The sequence below is a fragment of the Aestuariibius violaceus genome (genome assembly GCF_040779325.2).
GTDB lineage: Bacteria > Pseudomonadota > Alphaproteobacteria > Rhodobacterales > Rhodobacteraceae > Aestuariibius > Aestuariibius violaceus.
In genome coordinates this window covers 969101-985940 of sequence record NZ_JBFONT020000001.1, presented here as the reverse complement: position 1 = coordinate 985940, position 16840 = coordinate 969101, and the positions used below count along the sequence as shown (strand labels likewise).

General features: G+C 67.4%; 29 protein-coding genes. 2 read left to right on the top strand and 27 right to left on the bottom strand.

What is annotated here, in order from left to right; translation table 11 throughout:
• Positions 1-42: 42 nt before the first annotated feature.
• From rpmE to trmD, 3 genes are read right to left on the bottom strand one after another with little or no spacing between them, the layout of a single operon-like run.
• On the bottom strand, positions 43-264 hold the full coding sequence (gene rpmE, locus AADZ90_RS04970; RefSeq protein WP_367308856.1) for a 50S ribosomal protein L31: 222 nt from the start codon (positions 262-264) through the stop codon (positions 43-45).
• A gap of 14 nt (positions 265-278) precedes the next feature.
• On the bottom strand, positions 279-671 hold the full coding sequence (gene rplS, locus AADZ90_RS04965; protein ID WP_367308857.1) for a 50S ribosomal protein L19: 393 nt from the start codon (positions 669-671) through the stop codon (positions 279-281).
• Between the two features lie 55 nt (positions 672-726).
• Entirely contained in the window at positions 727-1515 is a 789-nt protein-coding gene (gene trmD / locus AADZ90_RS04960; RefSeq protein WP_367309556.1) for a tRNA (guanosine(37)-N1)-methyltransferase TrmD, read from the bottom strand.
• A 79-nt stretch (positions 1516-1594) separates the two neighbouring features.
• Between trmD and AADZ90_RS04955 the strand changes: the two genes are divergently transcribed.
• On the top strand, positions 1595-2575 hold the full coding sequence (locus AADZ90_RS04955; protein ID WP_367308858.1) for a phosphotransferase: 981 nt from the start codon (positions 1595-1597) through the stop codon (positions 2573-2575).
• Here AADZ90_RS04955 and rimM read toward each other — a convergent pair.
• The 20 genes from rimM to AADZ90_RS04855 form a co-directional block, all read right to left on the bottom strand.
• Positions 2572-3075 carry a ribosome maturation factor RimM gene (gene rimM / locus AADZ90_RS04950; protein ID WP_367308859.1) on the bottom strand — a complete coding sequence of 168 codons (504 nt, stop codon included), beginning with the start codon at positions 3073-3075 and terminating at the stop codon, positions 2572-2574. The genes AADZ90_RS04955 and rimM overlap by 4 nt on opposite strands.
• A complete protein-coding gene (locus tag AADZ90_RS04945; RefSeq protein ID WP_367308860.1) occupies positions 3072-3497 on the bottom strand; it encodes an EVE domain-containing protein in 426 nt (141 codons plus the stop codon). Before AADZ90_RS04945 ends, rimM begins: the two co-directional genes overlap by 4 nt.
• On the bottom strand, positions 3494-3922 hold the full coding sequence (locus AADZ90_RS04940) for an EVE domain-containing protein (RefSeq protein ID WP_367308861.1): 429 nt from the start codon (positions 3920-3922) through the stop codon (positions 3494-3496). The genes AADZ90_RS04945 and AADZ90_RS04940 overlap by 4 nt, the downstream gene beginning before the upstream one ends.
• Before the next feature lie 9 nt (positions 3923-3931).
• Positions 3932-4354: a 30S ribosomal protein S16 gene (gene rpsP, locus AADZ90_RS04935; RefSeq protein WP_367308862.1), complete on the bottom strand. Its 423-nt coding sequence runs from the start codon at positions 4352-4354 to the stop codon at positions 3932-3934.
• Positions 4355-4404: 50 nt separating this feature from the next.
• Positions 4405-4704, bottom strand: coding sequence for a chorismate mutase (locus AADZ90_RS04930; protein ID WP_367308863.1), 300 nt, complete (start codon positions 4702-4704; stop codon positions 4405-4407).
• Positions 4701-5225 (bottom strand): GNAT family N-acetyltransferase, encoded by a 525-nt coding sequence (locus AADZ90_RS04925; protein ID WP_367308864.1) that lies wholly within the window; start codon positions 5223-5225, stop codon positions 4701-4703. The genes AADZ90_RS04930 and AADZ90_RS04925 overlap by 4 nt, the downstream gene beginning before the upstream one ends.
• Complete coding sequence (locus AADZ90_RS04920; protein ID WP_367308865.1) at positions 5222-5644, bottom strand: DUF6691 family protein; 423 nt, start codon at positions 5642-5644, stop codon at positions 5222-5224. Before AADZ90_RS04920 ends, AADZ90_RS04925 begins: the two co-directional genes overlap by 4 nt.
• Complete coding sequence (locus AADZ90_RS04915) at positions 5644-6072, bottom strand: YeeE/YedE family protein (protein ID WP_367308866.1); 429 nt, start codon at positions 6070-6072, stop codon at positions 5644-5646. The genes AADZ90_RS04920 and AADZ90_RS04915 overlap by 1 nt, the downstream gene beginning before the upstream one ends.
• On the bottom strand, positions 6069-6560 hold the full coding sequence (locus AADZ90_RS04910) for a GNAT family N-acetyltransferase (protein ID WP_367308867.1): 492 nt from the start codon (positions 6558-6560) through the stop codon (positions 6069-6071). The genes AADZ90_RS04915 and AADZ90_RS04910 overlap by 4 nt, the downstream gene beginning before the upstream one ends.
• Positions 6557-7057 (bottom strand): GNAT family N-acetyltransferase, encoded by a 501-nt coding sequence (locus AADZ90_RS04905; RefSeq protein ID WP_367308868.1) that lies wholly within the window; start codon positions 7055-7057, stop codon positions 6557-6559. Before AADZ90_RS04905 ends, AADZ90_RS04910 begins: the two co-directional genes overlap by 4 nt.
• Positions 7054-7560 carry a GNAT family N-acetyltransferase gene (locus AADZ90_RS04900; protein ID WP_367308869.1) on the bottom strand — a complete coding sequence of 169 codons (507 nt, stop codon included), beginning with the start codon at positions 7558-7560 and terminating at the stop codon, positions 7054-7056. Before AADZ90_RS04900 ends, AADZ90_RS04905 begins: the two co-directional genes overlap by 4 nt.
• Positions 7557-8117 (bottom strand): GNAT family N-acetyltransferase, encoded by a 561-nt coding sequence (locus AADZ90_RS04895; protein ID WP_367308870.1) that lies wholly within the window; start codon positions 8115-8117, stop codon positions 7557-7559. Before AADZ90_RS04895 ends, AADZ90_RS04900 begins: the two co-directional genes overlap by 4 nt.
• Entirely contained in the window at positions 8114-8626 is a 513-nt protein-coding gene (locus AADZ90_RS04890; protein ID WP_367308871.1) for a GNAT family N-acetyltransferase, read from the bottom strand. Before AADZ90_RS04890 ends, AADZ90_RS04895 begins: the two co-directional genes overlap by 4 nt.
• Positions 8623-9138 (bottom strand): GNAT family N-acetyltransferase, encoded by a 516-nt coding sequence (locus tag AADZ90_RS04885; RefSeq protein WP_367308872.1) that lies wholly within the window; start codon positions 9136-9138, stop codon positions 8623-8625. Before AADZ90_RS04885 ends, AADZ90_RS04890 begins: the two co-directional genes overlap by 4 nt.
• The gene (locus tag AADZ90_RS04880) at positions 9135-9650 is read right to left on the bottom strand and encodes a GNAT family N-acetyltransferase (protein WP_367308873.1); all 516 of its coding nucleotides are present in this window, start codon (positions 9648-9650) and stop codon (positions 9135-9137) included. Before AADZ90_RS04880 ends, AADZ90_RS04885 begins: the two co-directional genes overlap by 4 nt.
• Positions 9647-10171, bottom strand: coding sequence for a GNAT family N-acetyltransferase (locus AADZ90_RS04875; protein WP_367308874.1), 525 nt, complete (start codon positions 10169-10171; stop codon positions 9647-9649). The genes AADZ90_RS04880 and AADZ90_RS04875 overlap by 4 nt, the downstream gene beginning before the upstream one ends.
• Positions 10168-10686, bottom strand: a complete 519-nt coding sequence (locus AADZ90_RS04870; protein ID WP_367308875.1) for a GNAT family N-acetyltransferase — start codon at positions 10684-10686, stop codon at positions 10168-10170. The genes AADZ90_RS04875 and AADZ90_RS04870 overlap by 4 nt, the downstream gene beginning before the upstream one ends.
• A complete protein-coding gene (locus AADZ90_RS04865; RefSeq protein ID WP_367308876.1) occupies positions 10683-11015 on the bottom strand; it encodes an NIPSNAP family protein in 333 nt (110 codons plus the stop codon). The genes AADZ90_RS04870 and AADZ90_RS04865 overlap by 4 nt, the downstream gene beginning before the upstream one ends.
• Positions 11012-12505: a signal recognition particle protein gene (gene ffh, locus AADZ90_RS04860; RefSeq protein ID WP_367308877.1), complete on the bottom strand. Its 1494-nt coding sequence runs from the start codon at positions 12503-12505 to the stop codon at positions 11012-11014. The genes AADZ90_RS04865 and ffh overlap by 4 nt, the downstream gene beginning before the upstream one ends.
• A gap of 148 nt (positions 12506-12653) precedes the next feature.
• Positions 12654-13262, bottom strand: a complete 609-nt coding sequence (locus tag AADZ90_RS04855) for a hypothetical protein (RefSeq protein WP_367308878.1) — start codon at positions 13260-13262, stop codon at positions 12654-12656.
• Positions 13263-13372: 110 nt separating this feature from the next.
• Here AADZ90_RS04855 and AADZ90_RS04850 point away from each other — a divergent pair, with 110 nt between their 5' ends.
• Entirely contained in the window at positions 13373-14086 is a 714-nt protein-coding gene (locus AADZ90_RS04850; protein WP_411996941.1) for a class I SAM-dependent methyltransferase, read from the top strand.
• Here the strand turns inward: AADZ90_RS04850 and AADZ90_RS04845 are convergent.
• The 4 genes from AADZ90_RS04845 to AADZ90_RS04830 form a co-directional block, all read right to left on the bottom strand.
• The gene (locus tag AADZ90_RS04845) at positions 14083-14682 is read right to left on the bottom strand and encodes a hypothetical protein (protein WP_367308880.1); all 600 of its coding nucleotides are present in this window, start codon (positions 14680-14682) and stop codon (positions 14083-14085) included. The genes AADZ90_RS04850 and AADZ90_RS04845 overlap by 4 nt on opposite strands.
• A gap of 87 nt (positions 14683-14769) precedes the next feature.
• Positions 14770-15216, bottom strand: coding sequence for a hypothetical protein (locus AADZ90_RS04840; RefSeq protein ID WP_367308881.1), 447 nt, complete (start codon positions 15214-15216; stop codon positions 14770-14772).
• A gap of 19 nt (positions 15217-15235) precedes the next feature.
• The gene (locus AADZ90_RS04835) at positions 15236-15784 is read right to left on the bottom strand and encodes a hypothetical protein (protein ID WP_367308882.1); all 549 of its coding nucleotides are present in this window, start codon (positions 15782-15784) and stop codon (positions 15236-15238) included.
• Between the two features lie 93 nt (positions 15785-15877).
• Positions 15878-16801 carry an alpha/beta hydrolase gene (locus tag AADZ90_RS04830; RefSeq protein WP_367308883.1) on the bottom strand — a complete coding sequence of 308 codons (924 nt, stop codon included), beginning with the start codon at positions 16799-16801 and terminating at the stop codon, positions 15878-15880.
• Positions 16802-16840: the final 39 nt, after the last annotated feature.

Genomic DNA, 16840 nt, shown 5'->3' with positions numbered 1-16840 from the left:
CCGCCCGGAGGGCGGCGTTTCAGCAAACGAGGTCGGCGTGTCTTAGAAGCCCAGACCTTCGTATTTCTTCTTGAACTTCGACACGCGGCCGCCGGTATCCATGAGGCGGGTGTTGCCGCCCGTCCAGGCCGGGTGGACCGTGGGATCGATGTCGAGCGACAGCTGGTCGCCTTCGGAGCCCCAGGTCGAGCGCATCTGGATGATGTCGCCGTTCGTCATCTTGACGTTGATGACGTGGTAGTCGGGATGGGTGTCTTTTCTCATCGCTGCGGATCCTCTCAGGCCTTGGCGCCGGCGTCAGCGGATTTCGGTTTGTAGTTGGCGACCTCGGCGATCCGCGCGGATTTCCCGCGGCGCGAGCGGAGGTAGTAGAGCTTGGCCCGGCGGACCCGGCCACGGCGGACGACCGTGATGCTCTCGATATTCGTGGAATGCAGGGGGAAGACGCGCTCGACGCCTTCGCCGAAGGAAATCTTGCGGACGGTGAAGGATCCGGCGATGCCATCGCCGTTCTTGCGGCTGATGCAGACGCCTTCGTAGTTCTGCACGCGGCTGCGCGTGCCTTCCGTCACCTTGTAGCCTACGCGGATCGTGTCCCCGGCCTTGAAATCCGGGATGTCCTTGCCGAGCTCCGCGATCTGCTCGGCCTCCAATTGTGCGATCAGGTCCATCTGTCGCGTCTCCTCATACTGCCCCCGGTTTGTCCGGAGAGGTGTCTGTGCCGCCTCAGAGCTCTGGGTCTTCGTCGCTGTCCCTACCGGTGTAGGCGCGCCAGAGGTCAGGTCGTCGTTCCTTTGTCAGCCTTTCGGCCTGGGCCTTGCGCCAGTCGGATATATGCGCGTGGTGGCCGGAGAGAAGCACCTCCGGGATCGCACGCCCCTTCCAGACCGCAGGCCGCGTATACTGCGGATGTTCGAGCAGGCCGTCGGAAAAGCTTTCTTCCTCGGTGCTTGCCTGATTCCCGAGCACGCGGGGTATAAGTCGGACGGTCGCGTCAATCAAGGCTTGTGCGGCGATCTCTCCCCCCGTCAGAACGAAGTCCCCCAACGAGATCTCTTCGATGGCGTATTCATCGATGACGCGCTCGTCGATGCCTTCGAAGCGGCCGCAGATCAGCGTCATGCCGGGGCCGTGGGCCAGCGCGCGGGCGCGGGCCTGGGTGAAGGGCGTGCCGCGGGGGCTGAGATAGATCAGCGGGCCGGTGCGGTGGGTCGCCTCGATCGCCTGGCCGAGGATGTCGGGCCGCAGGACCATGCCCGCGCCGCCGCCCGCGGGCGTGTCGTCGACATTGCGGTGTTTGCCCTCGCCCCAGCGGCGGAGGTCGGCGGTGTGAAGCTGCCAGAGACCTTCTTTCAGGGCCTTGCCGGTCAGACTGAGGCCGAGCGTGCCGGGGAAGGCTTCGGGGAAGAGGGTCAGGACCGTGGCCTGCCAGATCCCCGCCAGCGTCGGCGGCTCTGACATCAGATCCTGCGGCGCGCTGGAGGCGCGGATGGATTTGCGGCCGTGGCTTTTCATGGTTTGCCCGCGATAGCCGGGAAACGGTTTGGAACGGAAGCGTTTTTCGCGCTGCCGGTTCCTGCTAGGGGTGGCCGCCATGCTGGGATTGGAGATCAGACCCTACAGATCGGCGCTGGAGCGCACATGGCAGGCGCTGGTTCGCGAGATCGGCGTCGATCCAGCCTCCCTGCGGTCGGAGGTTCTGTGGCGGCGGGTTGAGGACGACCGGGTGCGGTTCGTGCTGCGGCTCAAACGGGCGGGCGCGCCGGATCTGATCTTCAAGCAGGTCTTCGCGCCCCATGACCCGGAAGCGTTTCGCATCTCGACCGTGATGCAGGAGCGGATGGCAGGGGCATTGCGGCCGCCATTTGCGGCGCCGCGGGTGCTGGCGCGGGCTGACAATGATCTGGCGCTTCTGATGGAAGAGGCGCCGGGGCTCACCGCCCATGACGCCCTGCTCGAGGCCTACGGGGATGCGGCGGCGCAGGTGCGTGTGATGCGCAGCGTCGGCGGATGGATCGGGGCCTTCCACCGGACGTCTCCGCAGCCCGAGCGGCCGTTCCGGCCGTCCTTCATCCTTAACCACATGCGCAAGCGCCGGCGCGAATTGGAGGACGGGGCAGGCGCCTTGCGCCGGCCCGCGCATTACCGGCGGGCGCTGGCGGCGCTGATGTCCTACGGCGAACCGGCGAAGGGGGCGGTGCTGCCGGTGGGGCCGAACCATGGCGATCTGCATGCGAAGAACATCCTGATCGGCCCGGACGTCGTGAACGGGATCGATTTTCGCAACGCCCATGACGCGCCGGTTTGCTACGATCTGGCCCGGTTCCTCGTCGATGCGACGGCACGGGTGATCGGGCCGCCGTCGGAGGGCGGGTCCCTTCTGGGCCCCGACCTGGCGGCGGCGTTTTGGGAGGGGTACGGCACCGATCTGTCGGCGCATCCTGCGCTGGATCTGATGATCCGGGTGCGGCTGCTGGAGGATTGGCAGGCGATGCCGGAAGGGCGGCTGGGGCGGATGCAGCGGGTGCGGTTCGACAACATCCTGGCGCTGGCGAGCGATCTGCTGGCGGCTTAGAACAGCCCCTCCGGCGGGTCGGCGACGATGCGGCCTGCGGTGAGGTCGACGGTGGGGACCGCCTCTTGCGTGAAGGGCAGGAGGATCGTGGTCGAGCGGCCGGGGGCGTGGATTTCCAGAAGGTCTCCCGCCCCGTGGTTCTGGACGGCGCGGACCGTGCCGAGCTGTTCGCCGCCAGTGTCGAAGACAGGCAGGCCGATCAGGTCGGCGTAGTAGAATTCGTCGTCATCCGTCGGCGGCAAGCGGTCGCGGGGGGCAAAGAGTTCGGTGTTGCGGAGCGCGTCGGCCTCTTCCTTCGTGGTGACGCCGTCGAGGCGGGCGGTGAGGCCGTTCTTGGTGCGGCCCGTCAGGACGATCTGGTTGAAAACGCGGCCCTTTTCAGTCTCCAAGGGCGTATAGTCGGCGATGTCTTCGGGGATCGCGCAGAAGCTTTTGAGGCGCACTTCGCCATGGACGCCGAAGGCGCCGCCGATGGTGCCGAGAACGACCTTGTCGGTCATGGAGTGCCTCCAAGCAGGGCGCCTGCCAGTCTGGAATAGTCGTCGGCCGAAATCTCGCGCTTGCCGTTCCGGAAGGCGGTGCCCCAGGACGGGCCATCGGGGACGAAATCGAGCTGGTCGCGGATTTGGGCGACCGGGATGTCCGTCACATCATCAAACGTTGCGCTGCGGATAAACCCCTGGCCCCAATCGCCGAAATCCCGCGTCTCGACCACGTCGCCGGTGACCGTGGCGTGGGCGATGAAGGCGCGGACGGGGGTGCCGTCCATATCGGATTTGGGCGCGTAGTAGATGACCTTGTCGCCGGGATTGAGCGGCTTGATGAAGGCCTCGCGCCCGTGGCTGAAGGAGACGAAGCCTTCTTCCTGCGCGATCTCGACCTGGCGCCGGTGGACGACGCTGATGTAGTAGCGGGCGGTCATGATCCACCCAGCATCGCACCTGCGATGCGTTGGTAGTCGCCCGCTGAGATCTCGCGCTTGCCGCCCTGAAGGTAGAAGCCCCAGTTTTTGGAGTCTTCAATGAAATCAAGGTCTTCGAGCAGTGGCTGGATCGGGGTTTCCTGCACATCCTCATAAGCGCAGTCGCGGACATGCGCCTCGAACCCGGTGTGGTCGGGCCAGTCGGTTTTCAGGCGTACCTCGTTGCCGGTAATCTCCCCAAGCGCGGTAAACGCCTGGAGGGGGTCGCCGTCATGGGCATCTTTTGGTGAATAGAAGATGACCTTATCGCCCGGTGCGGTGTTGCGCACGGGTGCCTCGCGGCCGCCGGAGAAGAGGACGACCCCTTCCCCGACAGCCGCGCGGACATAGGCCCGTTCGGCCACGCCGATGAAATAGCGCGCCATGGGGGCGGCTTACTCGGCTTTCTCTTCTGCCGCTTCTTCAGCGGGTGCCTCTTCCGCAGGCTCTTCGGCCGGGGCGTTGGCAGCCTCGTCGGCAGCGGCGGCCTTGGCGGCCTTCTCTTCGGCCCGCTCCTGGGCCTTCTTGCCGGGCGTGCCCTTGTTGGGGTTGTTGCGTTCCTTCTTGTCGAGGATGCCTGCGGCCTCGAGCATGCGGCTGACGCGGTCGGTCGGCTGGGCGCCCTGGTCCATCCAGTGCTTCACGCGGTCGAGGTCCATCTTCACGCGATCTTCGCTGTCTTTCGGCAGCAGCGGATTATAGGTGCCCAGCTTTTCGATATAGCGGCCGTCGCGCGGCATGCGGCTGTCGGCCGCGACGATGCGGTAGAACGGGCGCTTCTTGGAGCCTCCACGAGCGAGGCGGATCTTCATAGCCATTGTGTGTCCTTTCGTTAATGGCGGGTTTGGCGGCGGTCTGCCGCCCTACATCACAGTTTCGATTGATGTTCTTCGTGGTGACGGATGACTTCCTGGATGATGAAGGCCAGGAATTTCTTGGCGAAGGCGGGGTCGAGATCGGCCCGCTTGGCCAGATCCTCGAGACGGGCGATCTGCGCCGCCTCGCGGGTCGGGTCGGAGGCCGGCAGGTCGTTGGCCGCCTTGAGTTTCCCCACGGCTTGCGTGTGCTTGAAACGCTCGCCGAGGGTATAGACGAGGATCGCATCGAGCCGGTCGATGCTGTCCCTGTGATCCTTGAGGAGATCCGCTGCGCGGGCGGCGTCGGTCATTGGGGGAATCCTCCCGGGCGGTGGCGATAGACGAGGTCGATGTCGTCCGGGCCTTTGGCGGTTGTGTCGAGCGTCGCGCCGAGGCGTTCGGCGGTGCGGATCGAGGCGGCGTTGTCCGGTTCGATATTGCTGACGGCCGTCGTCCAGCCGAGCGTCTGCCACGCATAGGGCAGGATCGCCGACATCGCCTCAACGATATAGCCGTGGCCTTCGTGTTCGGCGGACCAGAGCGTCCAGCCGAATTCGTGTTCCGGCCAGCCTTCGGGGAACCAGGGACCCGCCGCGCCGATGGGCGTGCCGTCGCGGTCGAGCACGAAGGAGCCGAAGCCGCGGAGCGGCCAGTGGCCGACGATGTGCCCGAAGACGCGCCAGGCCTTGCGGCGGTCGAGATCCTCCGACCGAACGAAGCGGGACCGGTCGGTCGCCATGAACGCGGCGAAAGCGTCGAAATCCGACAGCTGCGGCAGGCGCAGGGTTAGACGTTCGGTCTTGAGCGTGGGGCCGGTGAGGGTGACGGTCATATCGCGGCCTCCTTCCGGCCGGGCAGGCGGGCGAGCGCCATGCCGGCGAGCATGGCGAGGAAGAAGAGCGAGGCAGGCCAGCCGCCGAAGCCGAGGACGGCCATGGCGGGGCCGGGGCAGAGGCCAACCAGCGCCCAGCCGATGCCGAAGAGCGCTGCACCGGTCAGCAGGCGGGCGTCGATGACGGGCGCGGGCCTCGTCGGAAGCGGGTCGCCGAGGACGGAGGTGCTGCGGTGCGCGGCGATGCGCCAGGCGACGGCCATGGGCAGGATCGCTCCGCCGAGGACGAAGGCGAGCGTCGGGTCCCAGGCGCCGAAGAGGTCGAGCCAGCCCTGGACCTTCGCCGTGTCGGTCATCCCCGACACAAGGAGGCCGCTGCCGAAGAGCGCGCCGGTGAGGAAAGCCACGAGCGGGCGCATCAGATCACCCCCAGCCCGTGACGAAGCAGCGCCATCGTGGCGAACCCGGCGCCGAGATAGACCAGCGTCGCGACGATGCCCCGCGGGGCGAGCCGCGAGATGCCGCAGACGCCGTGGCCGGACGTGCAGCCATTGCCGATCCGCGTCCCGAAGCCCACCAGCAGCCCGCCCGCGATCAGGAGCCAGGGTGCTGTGGTGATGTTGGTCGCGGGGGCCGCGACAAGCAGCGCAATGGCGGCCGGGGTGGCGATGGTGCCGGTGACGAAGGCGAGGCGTTCCTTCGCGGTGTTCCGCCCCGTGCCGTCGACAAGCCCGCCGAGGAGGCCCGAGGCGCCCATGATCCCGCCGGAGACGAGCAGGTAGAACGCCGCCGCGCTGCCAATCATCAGGCCGCCGATCAGGCCCAGTATCCAGTCCATGGGAATCATGATGGCCTCCTATGCGCCCAGACCTCGCAGGCCGGGTCGTGAGCTGCCATGTCGCCGGTCCAACTGGCGCCGAGTTTGGTCGCGACGGCCTTGGAGGCGGCGTTGTCGCGGTCGATATAGCTGACGATCCGGGGCGCGTCGGTGATGGTCCAGCCCCAGTCCAAGACGGCCCGGGCGGCTTCGGTCGCGTAGCCTTTGCCCTGAGCCGCGGGGAAGGTGTTCCAGCCGATCTCGATCTCGGCCTGGTGGGGCGGATGGTGAAGGCCGCAGGCCCCGACCGCTCCGGTGCCGTCGTCGAGGATGAACCAGCCGAAGCCCTTGAGGCGCCAGTGACCCGCATCTCCGGCAAAGAGCGTCCAGGCCTGTTTCGCGTCATAGGGGCCGCCGGTATAGCGGGTCGCGTCGGAGGCGTAGAAGTCCCGGTAGGCGGGCCAGTCGGACATCTCTTGCTGGCGGAGCGTCAGGCGGTCTGTGGTGAGCGTCGTCATGCGGGGACCTCGTGCCGGTAGACGAGGTCGTCCTTCGCGGGCGCCGGGGCGGTGGCGTCGCGGGTCGCGCCGAGGCGTTCGGCAAGCGCGATGGACCGGGTGTTGTCCTTCGAAATGTAGCTGACGAGCGTCGGCAGGTTGAGGGTGGCGAAGGCCCAGTTGCGGGCGGCGCGGGCGGCCTCGCTGGCGATGCCTTTGCCTTCGGCCTGGGCCATGAGAGTCCAGCCGAGTTCGGGTTCGGCGAAGGCGGGGGGCTGCTGGATCAGGACCTCGCCGAGATAGTCGCCGGTTACGCTGTCCTCGATCGACCAGGCGCCGAAGCCGTGGAGGAGCCAGCTGCCCGCGGCGGCGGCGAATTCGCCCCAGGCGGCGTCGCGGTCGAGCGGGCCGTCCTCGAACGTCGCGCGGGGGGACGCGCAGTGATCGGCGAAGGCCTCGAAATCGGCGAGGTGGGGCGCGCGGAGCGTCAGGCGCTCGGTCGTCAGGGTGGGGATCATGGGGACACCCCCGGCTGGCGGAAGACGTGGCAGGGTTTGTCCGGATCGGGGATCCGGGCCGCTGGGTCTTCGGTTGCGCCCAGCCTTTTGGCGAGCGCGACCGAGCGGTCGTTGCCGTGGGCGATGTAGTGCACGATCTCCGTCCAGCCGAGGCGGCTGCGGGCATCGGCGATCGCCGCCTTCGCGGCCTCGAAGGCGTAGCCGTGCCCTTCGGCGCCGTCGAACATGACCCAGCCGATCTCGGTCTCGGGCCAGCCTTCGGGGAAATAGGGGCCGACGAGCCCGATGATCCGGTCGTCGTCTTTGCGGGTCACCGCCCAGAGGCCGTAGCCGCGGGCCTGCCAGTGGCCGAGCGTGTAGGCGTAGGTCCTCCACGCCCTTGGACGGGGCACATGACCGCCGGCCATTGCCGAGCGTTCGGAGATGTAGAACTCCGTGATCGCCTCGGCATCCTGCGGGCCGGGGCGGCGGAGGGTCAGGCGGTCGGTGGTGAGCGTCGTCATGCGGTCCCCCCGTGACGATAGACGACGGTGTCGCCTTCGATCAGGTCCGGCTCGGGGTGCGCGCCGAGGCGCTGGGCGACGGCGAGGGAGGGGGCGTTGTCCTGATCGATATAGCTGACGAAGCGGCCCGCGCCGAGGAGGGCGAGAGCGTGGTCGCGGGCGGCCGCGGCGGCCTCGGTCGCGTAGCCCTGGCCGCGGTGGTCGGGGCCGAAGAGCCAGCCGAGTTCGGGTTCGAGATCGTCCCATTCGAGGCCGAGATGGACGAAGCCGAGGAGGGCGTCGTCGGTCTTGCGGGTGACCGACCAGAGACCATGGCCGTGGAGCAGCCAGCAAGCGGTGTAGTAGCTGAATTCCTCCCACGCCTTCTCGGGCGTGTAGGGGCCGCCGATATGGGTCGAGTCGGGACCGGTGAAGACCTGCGTCCAGAGGGGCAGGTCCGTCAGTTCGGGCGCGCGCAGGACGCAGCGCTCGGTCTCCAGCCGCGGGAGGGGGGCACGGTGGCGGGCGGCGGCCTGGGCCGCGCGGCCAGTCGGGGCCTGAGTGCAGCGGGGGGTCATGCGGGCACCTTGGCGGTCAGGCGGTAGGTGAGGCAGCCGTGGTAATGGTCCGGCGCCGGTTCCTCGGTCCGCTCTGCGCCGAGCTTTTCGGCGAGGCGGATGGAGGCCGCATTTTCGGGCTGGATGCGGACGAGCATTTCGGACCAGCCGAGATCTTTGCTGAGATGCGTCCAGACCGCCTGGGCGGCTTCGGTGGCGAAGCCGTGGCCTTCGCTTTCGGCGTCCCAGAGCGTCCAGCTGAGCTCGGGCACTTCTTCGCCCTCATGAACGGCAAGCGGGCCGACATGGCCGATGGGGCGGCCCTCGTGGACGATCACGTAGCGCCCGAAGCCGCGGATCGCCCAATGGCCGATCATGGCGGCGAAGCGGTCAAAGGTCCGGGCCTCGGTGAAGGGGCCGCCGACGAAATGGCTGCGCTCGCTTGCGCAATAGGCGGCGTAGGCGGGGAGGTCGGAGGCCTGCGGCTGGCGGAGGGTGAGGCGCCGGGTCTGGAGAGTCGCGGCGGTCATTGCAGCCCCTCCGGCCCCGGGTGGCGGTAGACGACGCACTCGTCATCGGGTCGCTCGGCAGCGGTGTCGAGCCGGGCGCCGAGGCGTTCGGCCAGCGCGATGGAGCGGGCATTCGACGGGTCGATATAGCTGACGGCCGTGGGCCAGCCGAGGTCGCCATAGGCCCAGCGGCGGGCGGCCAGCGCGGCCTCGTAGGCGATGCCCTTGCCTTCGGAGGCGGCGTCCCAGATGTGCCAGCCGAGCTCTTTCTCGGGCCAGTCGGCGGGGTAATAGGGGCCGGAAATGCCGAGGGTCCGGCCGGTTTCCTTCTCGGTGACGGCGAAGAGGCCAAAGCCGCGGAGCGTCCAGTGGCCGACCATCTTGGCATGGGCCCGCCAGGCCTGCCCGAGGGAGAGGGGGCCTCCGACACTCCGCGACCGTTCCCCCGTCAGGAAGGCGATCGCGGCGTCGGTGTCGCGATCGTCGGGCCTGCGCAGGATCAGCCGCTCGGTTTCAAGCACGGGGGCGGTCATGCGGCGCCTTCCGGTAGCAGGAAGACGTCGCGGGTGACGCCGTCGGGGAACGTGACGCGATCGGTGACCGTTCCGCCCAGCCGTTCGGCCAGCCGGCGGGCGGGCTGGTTGGTGTCGCGCATATGCGTTTCGACGCGGTCCCAGCCGAGGGTCCGGTGAGCGAAGAGGATCACGGCGCGGGAGGCCTCTGTCGCGATGCCCTGGCCGCGGAAGGCGCGCAGGAGCCACCACGTGAGCTCGTGCCGCGGCCAGCCCATGGGGTGCCAGAGACCGCATCCGCCGACTGCCGTTCCGGTCTGGCGGAACACGATGATCCACTTGCCGAAGCCGCGCAGGTGCCAATGGCCGATATCGGCGGCGAGGCGGCGGAACGCCTCGTCCGGGCGCAGAGGGCCGCCGTAATTCCCGGACCCCTCCGCATCGGCGTAGAAGTCGCGATAAAGCGGGAAATCTTCGGCCTGTGGCGCGCGCAGGGTCAGGCGATCGGTTTCGAGGGTGGGGATAGAGGTCATGCCAGAGCCTCTGGCGCCGGGTGGCGGTAGACGGTGAGCGTGCCGAAGCGGGGATGGGTGTAGTCGTCTTCGCGCCGGGCGCCCATCGCCTCGGCCACGCGGATGGACGCGCCATTGGCGGGGGCGATCATGCTGACGAGGGTGCTCCAGCCGAGCGTGCGGTAGGCGTGGTCGCGGGCGGCGCGGCCCGCTTCGCTGGCATAGCCCTTGCCGTTGCCGGACCACATGAACCAGCCGACCTCGGGTTCCGGCCAGTCGAGCGGGTAGTGCAGGCCGACGAGGCCGATCGCCTCGTCCTCGTCCTTCAACGTGACGATCCAGCGGCCATAGCCGCGCATCGTCCAGTGGCCGATCACCTCGGCCAGGTAGCGCCAGGTCTGCGCCGCATCGAGCGGGCCGCCGACGAAGCCGGCCGCGTCCGACGCGTAGAAGGCAGCGAAGGGGGGCACGTCCTTTGGCTGCGGAGCGCGCAGGATCAGCCGCTCTGTTTCGAGCGTGGGGATTGCGGCGACGAGAGTCATGCGGCCCTCTGGTGAAGCCAGGCGATGGCGTCCGGGTTGTGCGAGGGTGCGCGGGTCGGTGTCGCACCCAAACGGCGGGCGACGGCTTCTGATGCGGTGTTGCCGGGCAGGATGTTCGACGTCAGGCGCGGTTGTCCGCCTTGGAAGCTTTCCATCCACCAGTCACGTGCCGCGCGGGCGGCCTCTGTCGCATAGCCCCGGCCTCGGCCGCGGGCGAAAAGCAGCCAGCCCAGTTCCGGCTCTTCATGCGAAGGCGGGGCATGGATACCGCAGGTGCCGATGGGACCCGTGCCGTCGTCCAGCGTCCACCAGCCGAAGCCCTTGAAGGCCCAGTGTCCCATGTCGGCGGTGAACCGGCGCCAAGCCTCCCGCATCTCCATGGGCCCGCCGACGGAGCTGGACGCGCTACCATCCGCGTAGAAGGCGGCAAAAGGCGCGAAGTCCGCCTCGCGCGGAGCGCGCAGGATCAGCCGGTCGGTTTCGAGCGTGGGGATATGGAGCGCCGGGTCGGTCACAGGCCCAGTTCGTCCACGGTGGCCCCGTCCAGCAAAGGGCGGGTGAAGGAGCGGTCGTAGCGGCGGATGCATTTCGTGCGCTGGGCGTGGGCGTAGGTGCGCTGGCACTCCGCATCCGCCCACATCTTCGTGCGGTAGGCTTCGTAATCGGCGAGGCTTGGGAACGAGAAGTGGCAATAGGCGATATCGTTCGGCCCTTCGTGGGGCAGGTGATAGCCGTGATGCGTGCCGCCCAGCTTGGTCACGAGGTGGATCCACGCCTTGGCGTAGGCCTCGAACGCGTCAAGCTGATCGGGGTCGATCTCGTATCGGACGGTGCAGGTGATCATTTCTTCTTACCGAAGCCCGAGAGGCCTGGGGGCAGGCCACCGCCGCCCATGCCGGGAAGGCCGCCCATGCCCGGCGGCATCCGGCCCTTGAGCGCCTTGGCGGCCTGTTCCATCGCGGCCGGATCGCCCATATCGGGCATGCCGCCGCCCTTGCCCATCATGCCCTTCATCATCTGCTTGAGCATGCCGCCCTTGCCCATCTTCTTCATCATGTCCGCCGTCTGGCGGTGCATCTTGAGAAGCTGGTTCAGCTCGCGCACCTCGAGCCCCGCGCCCGCCGCGATCCGCTTCTTGCGGGAGGCCTGGAGGATCTGGGGATTGGCGCGTTCCTTCTTGGTCATCGACTGGATCAGTGCGATCTGGCGCTTGAGCATCCGGTCATCAATGCCCGCATCAGCGGCCTGGGCGGCCATCTTCTTGGCCCCGGGCAACATGCCCATCATACTTTCCATGCCGCCCATCTTGAGCATCTGGTCCAGCTGCATCCGCAGGTCGTTCATGTTGAACTGACCCTTCTGGAAGCGCCGCATCATGCGTTCGGCCTGTTCGGCCTCGATCGTTTCCTGCGCCTTTTCGACGAGGCTGACGATGTCGCCCATGCCGAGGATGCGGCCCGCGATGCGGTCAGGCTCGAACGTCTCGAGCGCGTCCATCTTTTCGCCGAGGCCCACGAAGCGGATCGGCTTGCCGGTGACGGCGCGCATCGACAGCGCCGCACCACCGCGGCCGTCACCGTCCATCCGGGTCAGGACGACGCCGGAGATGCCGATGCGGTCGTCGAAGTTCTGGGCGGTGTTCACGGCGTCCTGCCCGGTCAGGCCGTCGACCACCAGGAGCGTTTCGCGCGGGTTCGCGACGTCGCGGACGGCTTCGACCTGGGCCATGAGCTCTTCGTCGATGGAGAGGCGGCCCGCGGTGTCGAGCATGTAGACGTCGTAGCCACCCAGGGAGGCCTGGGTCTTGGCGCGTTTGGCGATGGCGACAGGATCCTCGCCCTTGACGATGGGCAGGGTGTCGACGCCGATCTGGGCGCCGAGGATCGCCAGTTGCTCCATCGCCGCGGGGCGGTTCACGTCGAGCGAGGCCATGAGAACGCGCTTGCCCTCACGTTCGGTCAGGCGCTTGGCGAGTTTCGCTGTGGTCGTCGTCTTACCGCCGCCCTGCAGGCCCACCATCAGGATCGGCGCGGGCGGATTGTCGATCTTGAGCGCGCCGGGATCGCCTTCGCCGGTCAGCGTGACCACGAGTTCGTCGTGGACGATCTTGACGACCTGCTGGCCCGGGGTGACGGATTTGGTGACGGCCTGGCCGGTCGCCTTTTCCTGCACGCGCGAGACGAAATCGCGCGCGACGGGCAGCGAGACGTCGGCCTCGAGCAGGGCGGTGCGCACCTCGCGCAGGGCGGTCTTGACGTCGGCCTCGGACAGCGCGCCTTGCTTGGTCAGACGCTCGAAGACGCCGCCGAGGCGTTCGGACAGGTTTTCGAACATGGGCCGTCTCCTTTGGCTGTTGTCTCACCGATATAGGACCGGCGGGGCGAAAATGCAGAACGACCCCCGTGGGCGAAACTCGCTGACGGGGGGCGATCCCGGACTTCGTGCCGGGACCGGAGGCTGTGGCTCTCCGGATGGAGGCGCTCTAAGGGGGCGGAGCGCGGGAGTCAACTGGCGCTGCGGTTCTGCTTTCGAGAGGCGGGCCGTCGCCGCGGCCGCCAAGGACAGGAGCGCCGCGGGCGGCTTGCCAGGCATTGATGCGGGCGACAGTCGGGATAGTGCCCTTGTGGGTGGTAAGGAGGGATGTGACGGGAATTTCGATGACGCGCCCATCGATCTCGAAAATCAGGATCGCGCGATGCTCTCTTCTGTAGTTGTTAATTCCCTTTCCGCTGCTGATCCTGGTTTGAGCGCGTGCGCCGCGGAAAGCCTCTAGCGGCCACTCCGCACTCGCATTTCGGAAGAAGCCCTCCTTGTGCAGAAAGACCCAGCCCTGATCCGCGTCGAGCTCAAGGCGGATCGCGTAGCCTTTCCATCCATAACGGAGGATGATGCCGATCAGGATCAGGACAACGAGCCCTGTCACTCCATAATCCGAAATCCCTTTCTCAGGGTCTCGAGTGTTTGCCCAAAGACCGTCGTCGGCGAAAAGGAAGATCGAGGCCCCAAGAAGGCACAGGACGATTGTGAGGATCGCCTCCTGAGGATATTCCTTCGCCACCAGGCGAATGTTGGTGTCTTCGGTTACGCGCACATTGTCTATCCGTCTCGGTCTCTGGATGACATAGAGGTGGGCCTGATCGGATGCCATGGGCGCGGTGCGGGCGGACTTCGGTCAGGCGGGTGCTGGCGGCGGGGGCAGCGATGGGTGAGACGGATTGGGACCGGTCGGCTGCGGCGTGGATCGCCGATATGGCGGGCGGTGGGGACAGCAGCAGGGTGGATGTGCTTGATCCGGTGATGGTGGCGCTGGCCGAGGGCTCGGGGGCGTCGGAGATGCTGGATGTGGGCTGCGGCGAGGGGCGGTTCTGCCGGATGATGGCGGCGCGCGGGCTGCGCTGCGTGGGGGTGGACCCGACCGCGGCGCTGCTGGCCGAAGCGCGGCGGCTGGATCCGGGCGGGACCTATCTGGACGGGCGGGCGGAGGCGTTGCCGGTCGAAGACGGGGCCTTCGGGCTGGTGGTCAGCTACCTCAGCCTGATCGACATCCCCGGCATGGAGGCCGCGGTGGCCGAGATGGCCCGCGCGCTGCGGCCCGGTGGGCAGTGCCTGATCGCCAACCTGCAGAGCTTTTCGACCGCCTCGCAGATCAAGGGCAGCGGGTGGCAGCGGCAGGAGGACGGGAGCGTCCGCATGACCATGAGCCGCTATCTGGAGGAGCACACCCATAAAGCCGCCTGGCGCGGGGTCGAGATCGAGAACTGGCACCGGCCCTTGTCGGCCTACATGCAAGCGTTCCTTTGCGCGGGCCTGCGGCTGGTCCGGTTCGAAGAGCCGCCCGCGATCCGGCCCGAGCGGGCGGTGCGGTATAACGAGGCGCCCTATTTCCTCGTGATGCTTTGGGAGAAACCGGTTTAACGGGCGACCGGGTATTTCGCGGTGATATCCAAGTCGCTTGTGCTGACCGGGATCGGGTCGCCGAGCTTGAGGGCGATGCGGGGCGGGCCGTCGCCGGGATCCTCGAACATCTCTCCGCCCCGGCGGCGATGCCAGCTGTTGATCCGCTCGGCCGTGAACCGCGGGGCAGCGCCCTTTTGCATGAAGGCAGAGATCGGCACTTCGCGGCGGGTGCCGCCCAGATCGAACATCAGGACAAGCCGGTTTCGGGTGACGTACCGGCGGCGTTCGTAGCGGCGCTGGGCCTCGATCCGGGCGCCGCGGAACGTGTCGAGCGGAAGCTCGGTACTGGCATTCACGAACGGTCCCTTCCGCGTGACGGAGACCCAGTTCTGCTCGGTGTCGAATTCGAGGCGCGTGGTGTAGATATGGTAAGCGAAATAGCCACCGAGGCCGAGCCCGAGAGGAACGGCCCAGTGCAGCGCTTCACCCGTGCCGGTCGGATCGACGATCCCGATGACCGGGATGGCCAGAAGCGCTGTGACGGCGCCGGTGATGGCGATGCCCGGGCCTTCGGTCAGGACCAGACGGTCGGGCGTGTCTTCGGTCGGCGTCATCGCGGTTTCCCCATCAGGCTGCGGCAGGATCGTTCGCAGCCAAATGGGAGCGGAATGGGGCAGGCCGTGGGCAATCTGGCGGAGCGGTCAGGCGTGCGGGGCGTGGAACCAGTCGTTGATCACGGCAACTACCTCTTGGTCGAGCGAGGCGGCGCGGACCGCGATCGGGGGTAGGACGATCTGCCCGGTCGGGCCGGTCGTATTGAGGACGAGGCGGGAGACGCGGCGACGTTCTTTGGACGATGTTTCATCACGGATCTCGGCACCGCGAATGTCCTTCAGATCGGCGATGATCCTGCGGCCGGGAAAGAGGCGGTGGCGTGTCCGCAGGACCGTTCCCGCATCGCGGTCGAACGTGAGAGTGATACCCCGCGTCTTGAGAAGGAGCTCCCAGACCAGAAAGGCCGCAAGGCCGATGATCGCGATCTGGAATATCTGCCCGCCAATTGTGGATGCTGCGCGTGGACCGGGAATTGTCAATATGTTGTAGAAGATCGTCAGGAAGATCGCGACCCCGAGGAGTGGCTCAGCCATGCGTCAGACCCCTGGCGGATCACGAGCCGTCTTTCGGTCTGTTCGAGAATGACGCGGGGCGGGAAGGAGGGTTCTTCAGGACGTATTCGGTCGGCAGATCGCGCCCCAGCCATCCGTTGATCTGGTCGACGAGGCCGGTCTGGATGAAGCTGCCGCTGATATGTGTGAGCGGCAGCGTTAGGTCCTCGCCCTCGGTGGTAGAGATCAGGAGGGCTGGGCGGTACGCGTCCCCGTCGCCGCTATTGTCCCGCTGGATCACCGCCTTGAGGACGTGGTCGAGCGAATGGGTCTGCCGCGTGGTGCTGAAGATGCTGCGGCAGAGGTGTTCGACGGTTCGCGCGGATCGGTCGAAGGTGAACCGTTTCACCTCGGCAAAGGAGATAAGACCGAGGAGGCCCATGCCGCCGCCCACGAAAAAGGCGATTGCGGCATCCCCAGAGGCACCGGCGGCGGCCTTCTGCATTGCGACGTAGACGAAGGCGAGAATGACCGGGATGAACAGGACGCTGAGAAGCAACGGACGGCTCTCGACGATCAGACAGTCCTGGCTTTCGTGTATCACGCGCATAGCGGGATCCGTTCTGAGCCTTTGGTTTGAATGTCGGGGCTGGGCCGAGGTTCTTTCAAGATGCGTTGCCGAGATGGTTCCTCAGCGTGGATTTCAGGCCGCAGGCTTTGCCACGTTCAGGTGGCGTTTGAGGAACGCGCCGATATGGGCGACGGCGTCGTCCGCTTCCGGGGAGAGGCCGCAATTGATCTGCCAGACATGGGGCAGGCCTTCGGTTTCCTCGATCTCGACCTCGCCACCCGCGCGGCGGAGGGCGTCGGCCATCAGGCGGGTGTCATCATGGAGCATCTCGGTCCGGTCGACCTGGAAGAGGGTCGGGCAGACCCCCTCGAAGCGGCCCAGGACCGGAGAGGCGCGGGGGTCGGACGGGTCGGCATCGGCGAGGTAGTCGAGGATCTGGCGGCGGCAGGCCTCGGCCGGGAGGAGGATTTCGCTGCGGCGGTTGGCCATCAGGGACGGGTTGATCAGGCGCAGATCGGTGACGGGCGAAAGGAAGGCGGCTGCAGCGGGCATCGGCAGACCTTCGGCCAGCGCCTGGTGAAGCGTCGCGAGGACGAGGTTTCCGCCCGCGCTGTCGCCTGCGAGGACCAGGTCTTCGGGCGCGGTCAGGGCGAGGGTGGCGCGGTAGGCGGTCAGCGCGTCCTCAACCGCTGCCGGGAACGGATGTTCGGGGGCGAGGCGGTAGTCGACATAGAGACCCCTTGCGCCCGCGGTTTTGGCGATGGCTGCGATCAGGTGCTGGTAGCCGCGCAGCGAGCCCACGGTGAAGCCGCCGCCATGGATATAGAGCAGGGTTGCCGGGCCGGGATCGCCTGCAGAGATCCATGCGGCGGGAAGATGTACCCCGTCGTGGGACAGGGTGAAGCGTTCGACCTTGAGGTCGTTCGGCTGCGGGTAGAGGACGCGTGCGTTGAGGTCGAACCCCGCGCGGGCGAGGCTTGGCCAGGGCAGCGCCAGTGCGGGTTTCTGTGCGATGCGGGCGAAGACGTTCAGAAGGCGTTGGGGGCGTGAGGTCATGGAACGAGCGTTCGCGCCGGTCGGGCCCGCGGTCAAGGG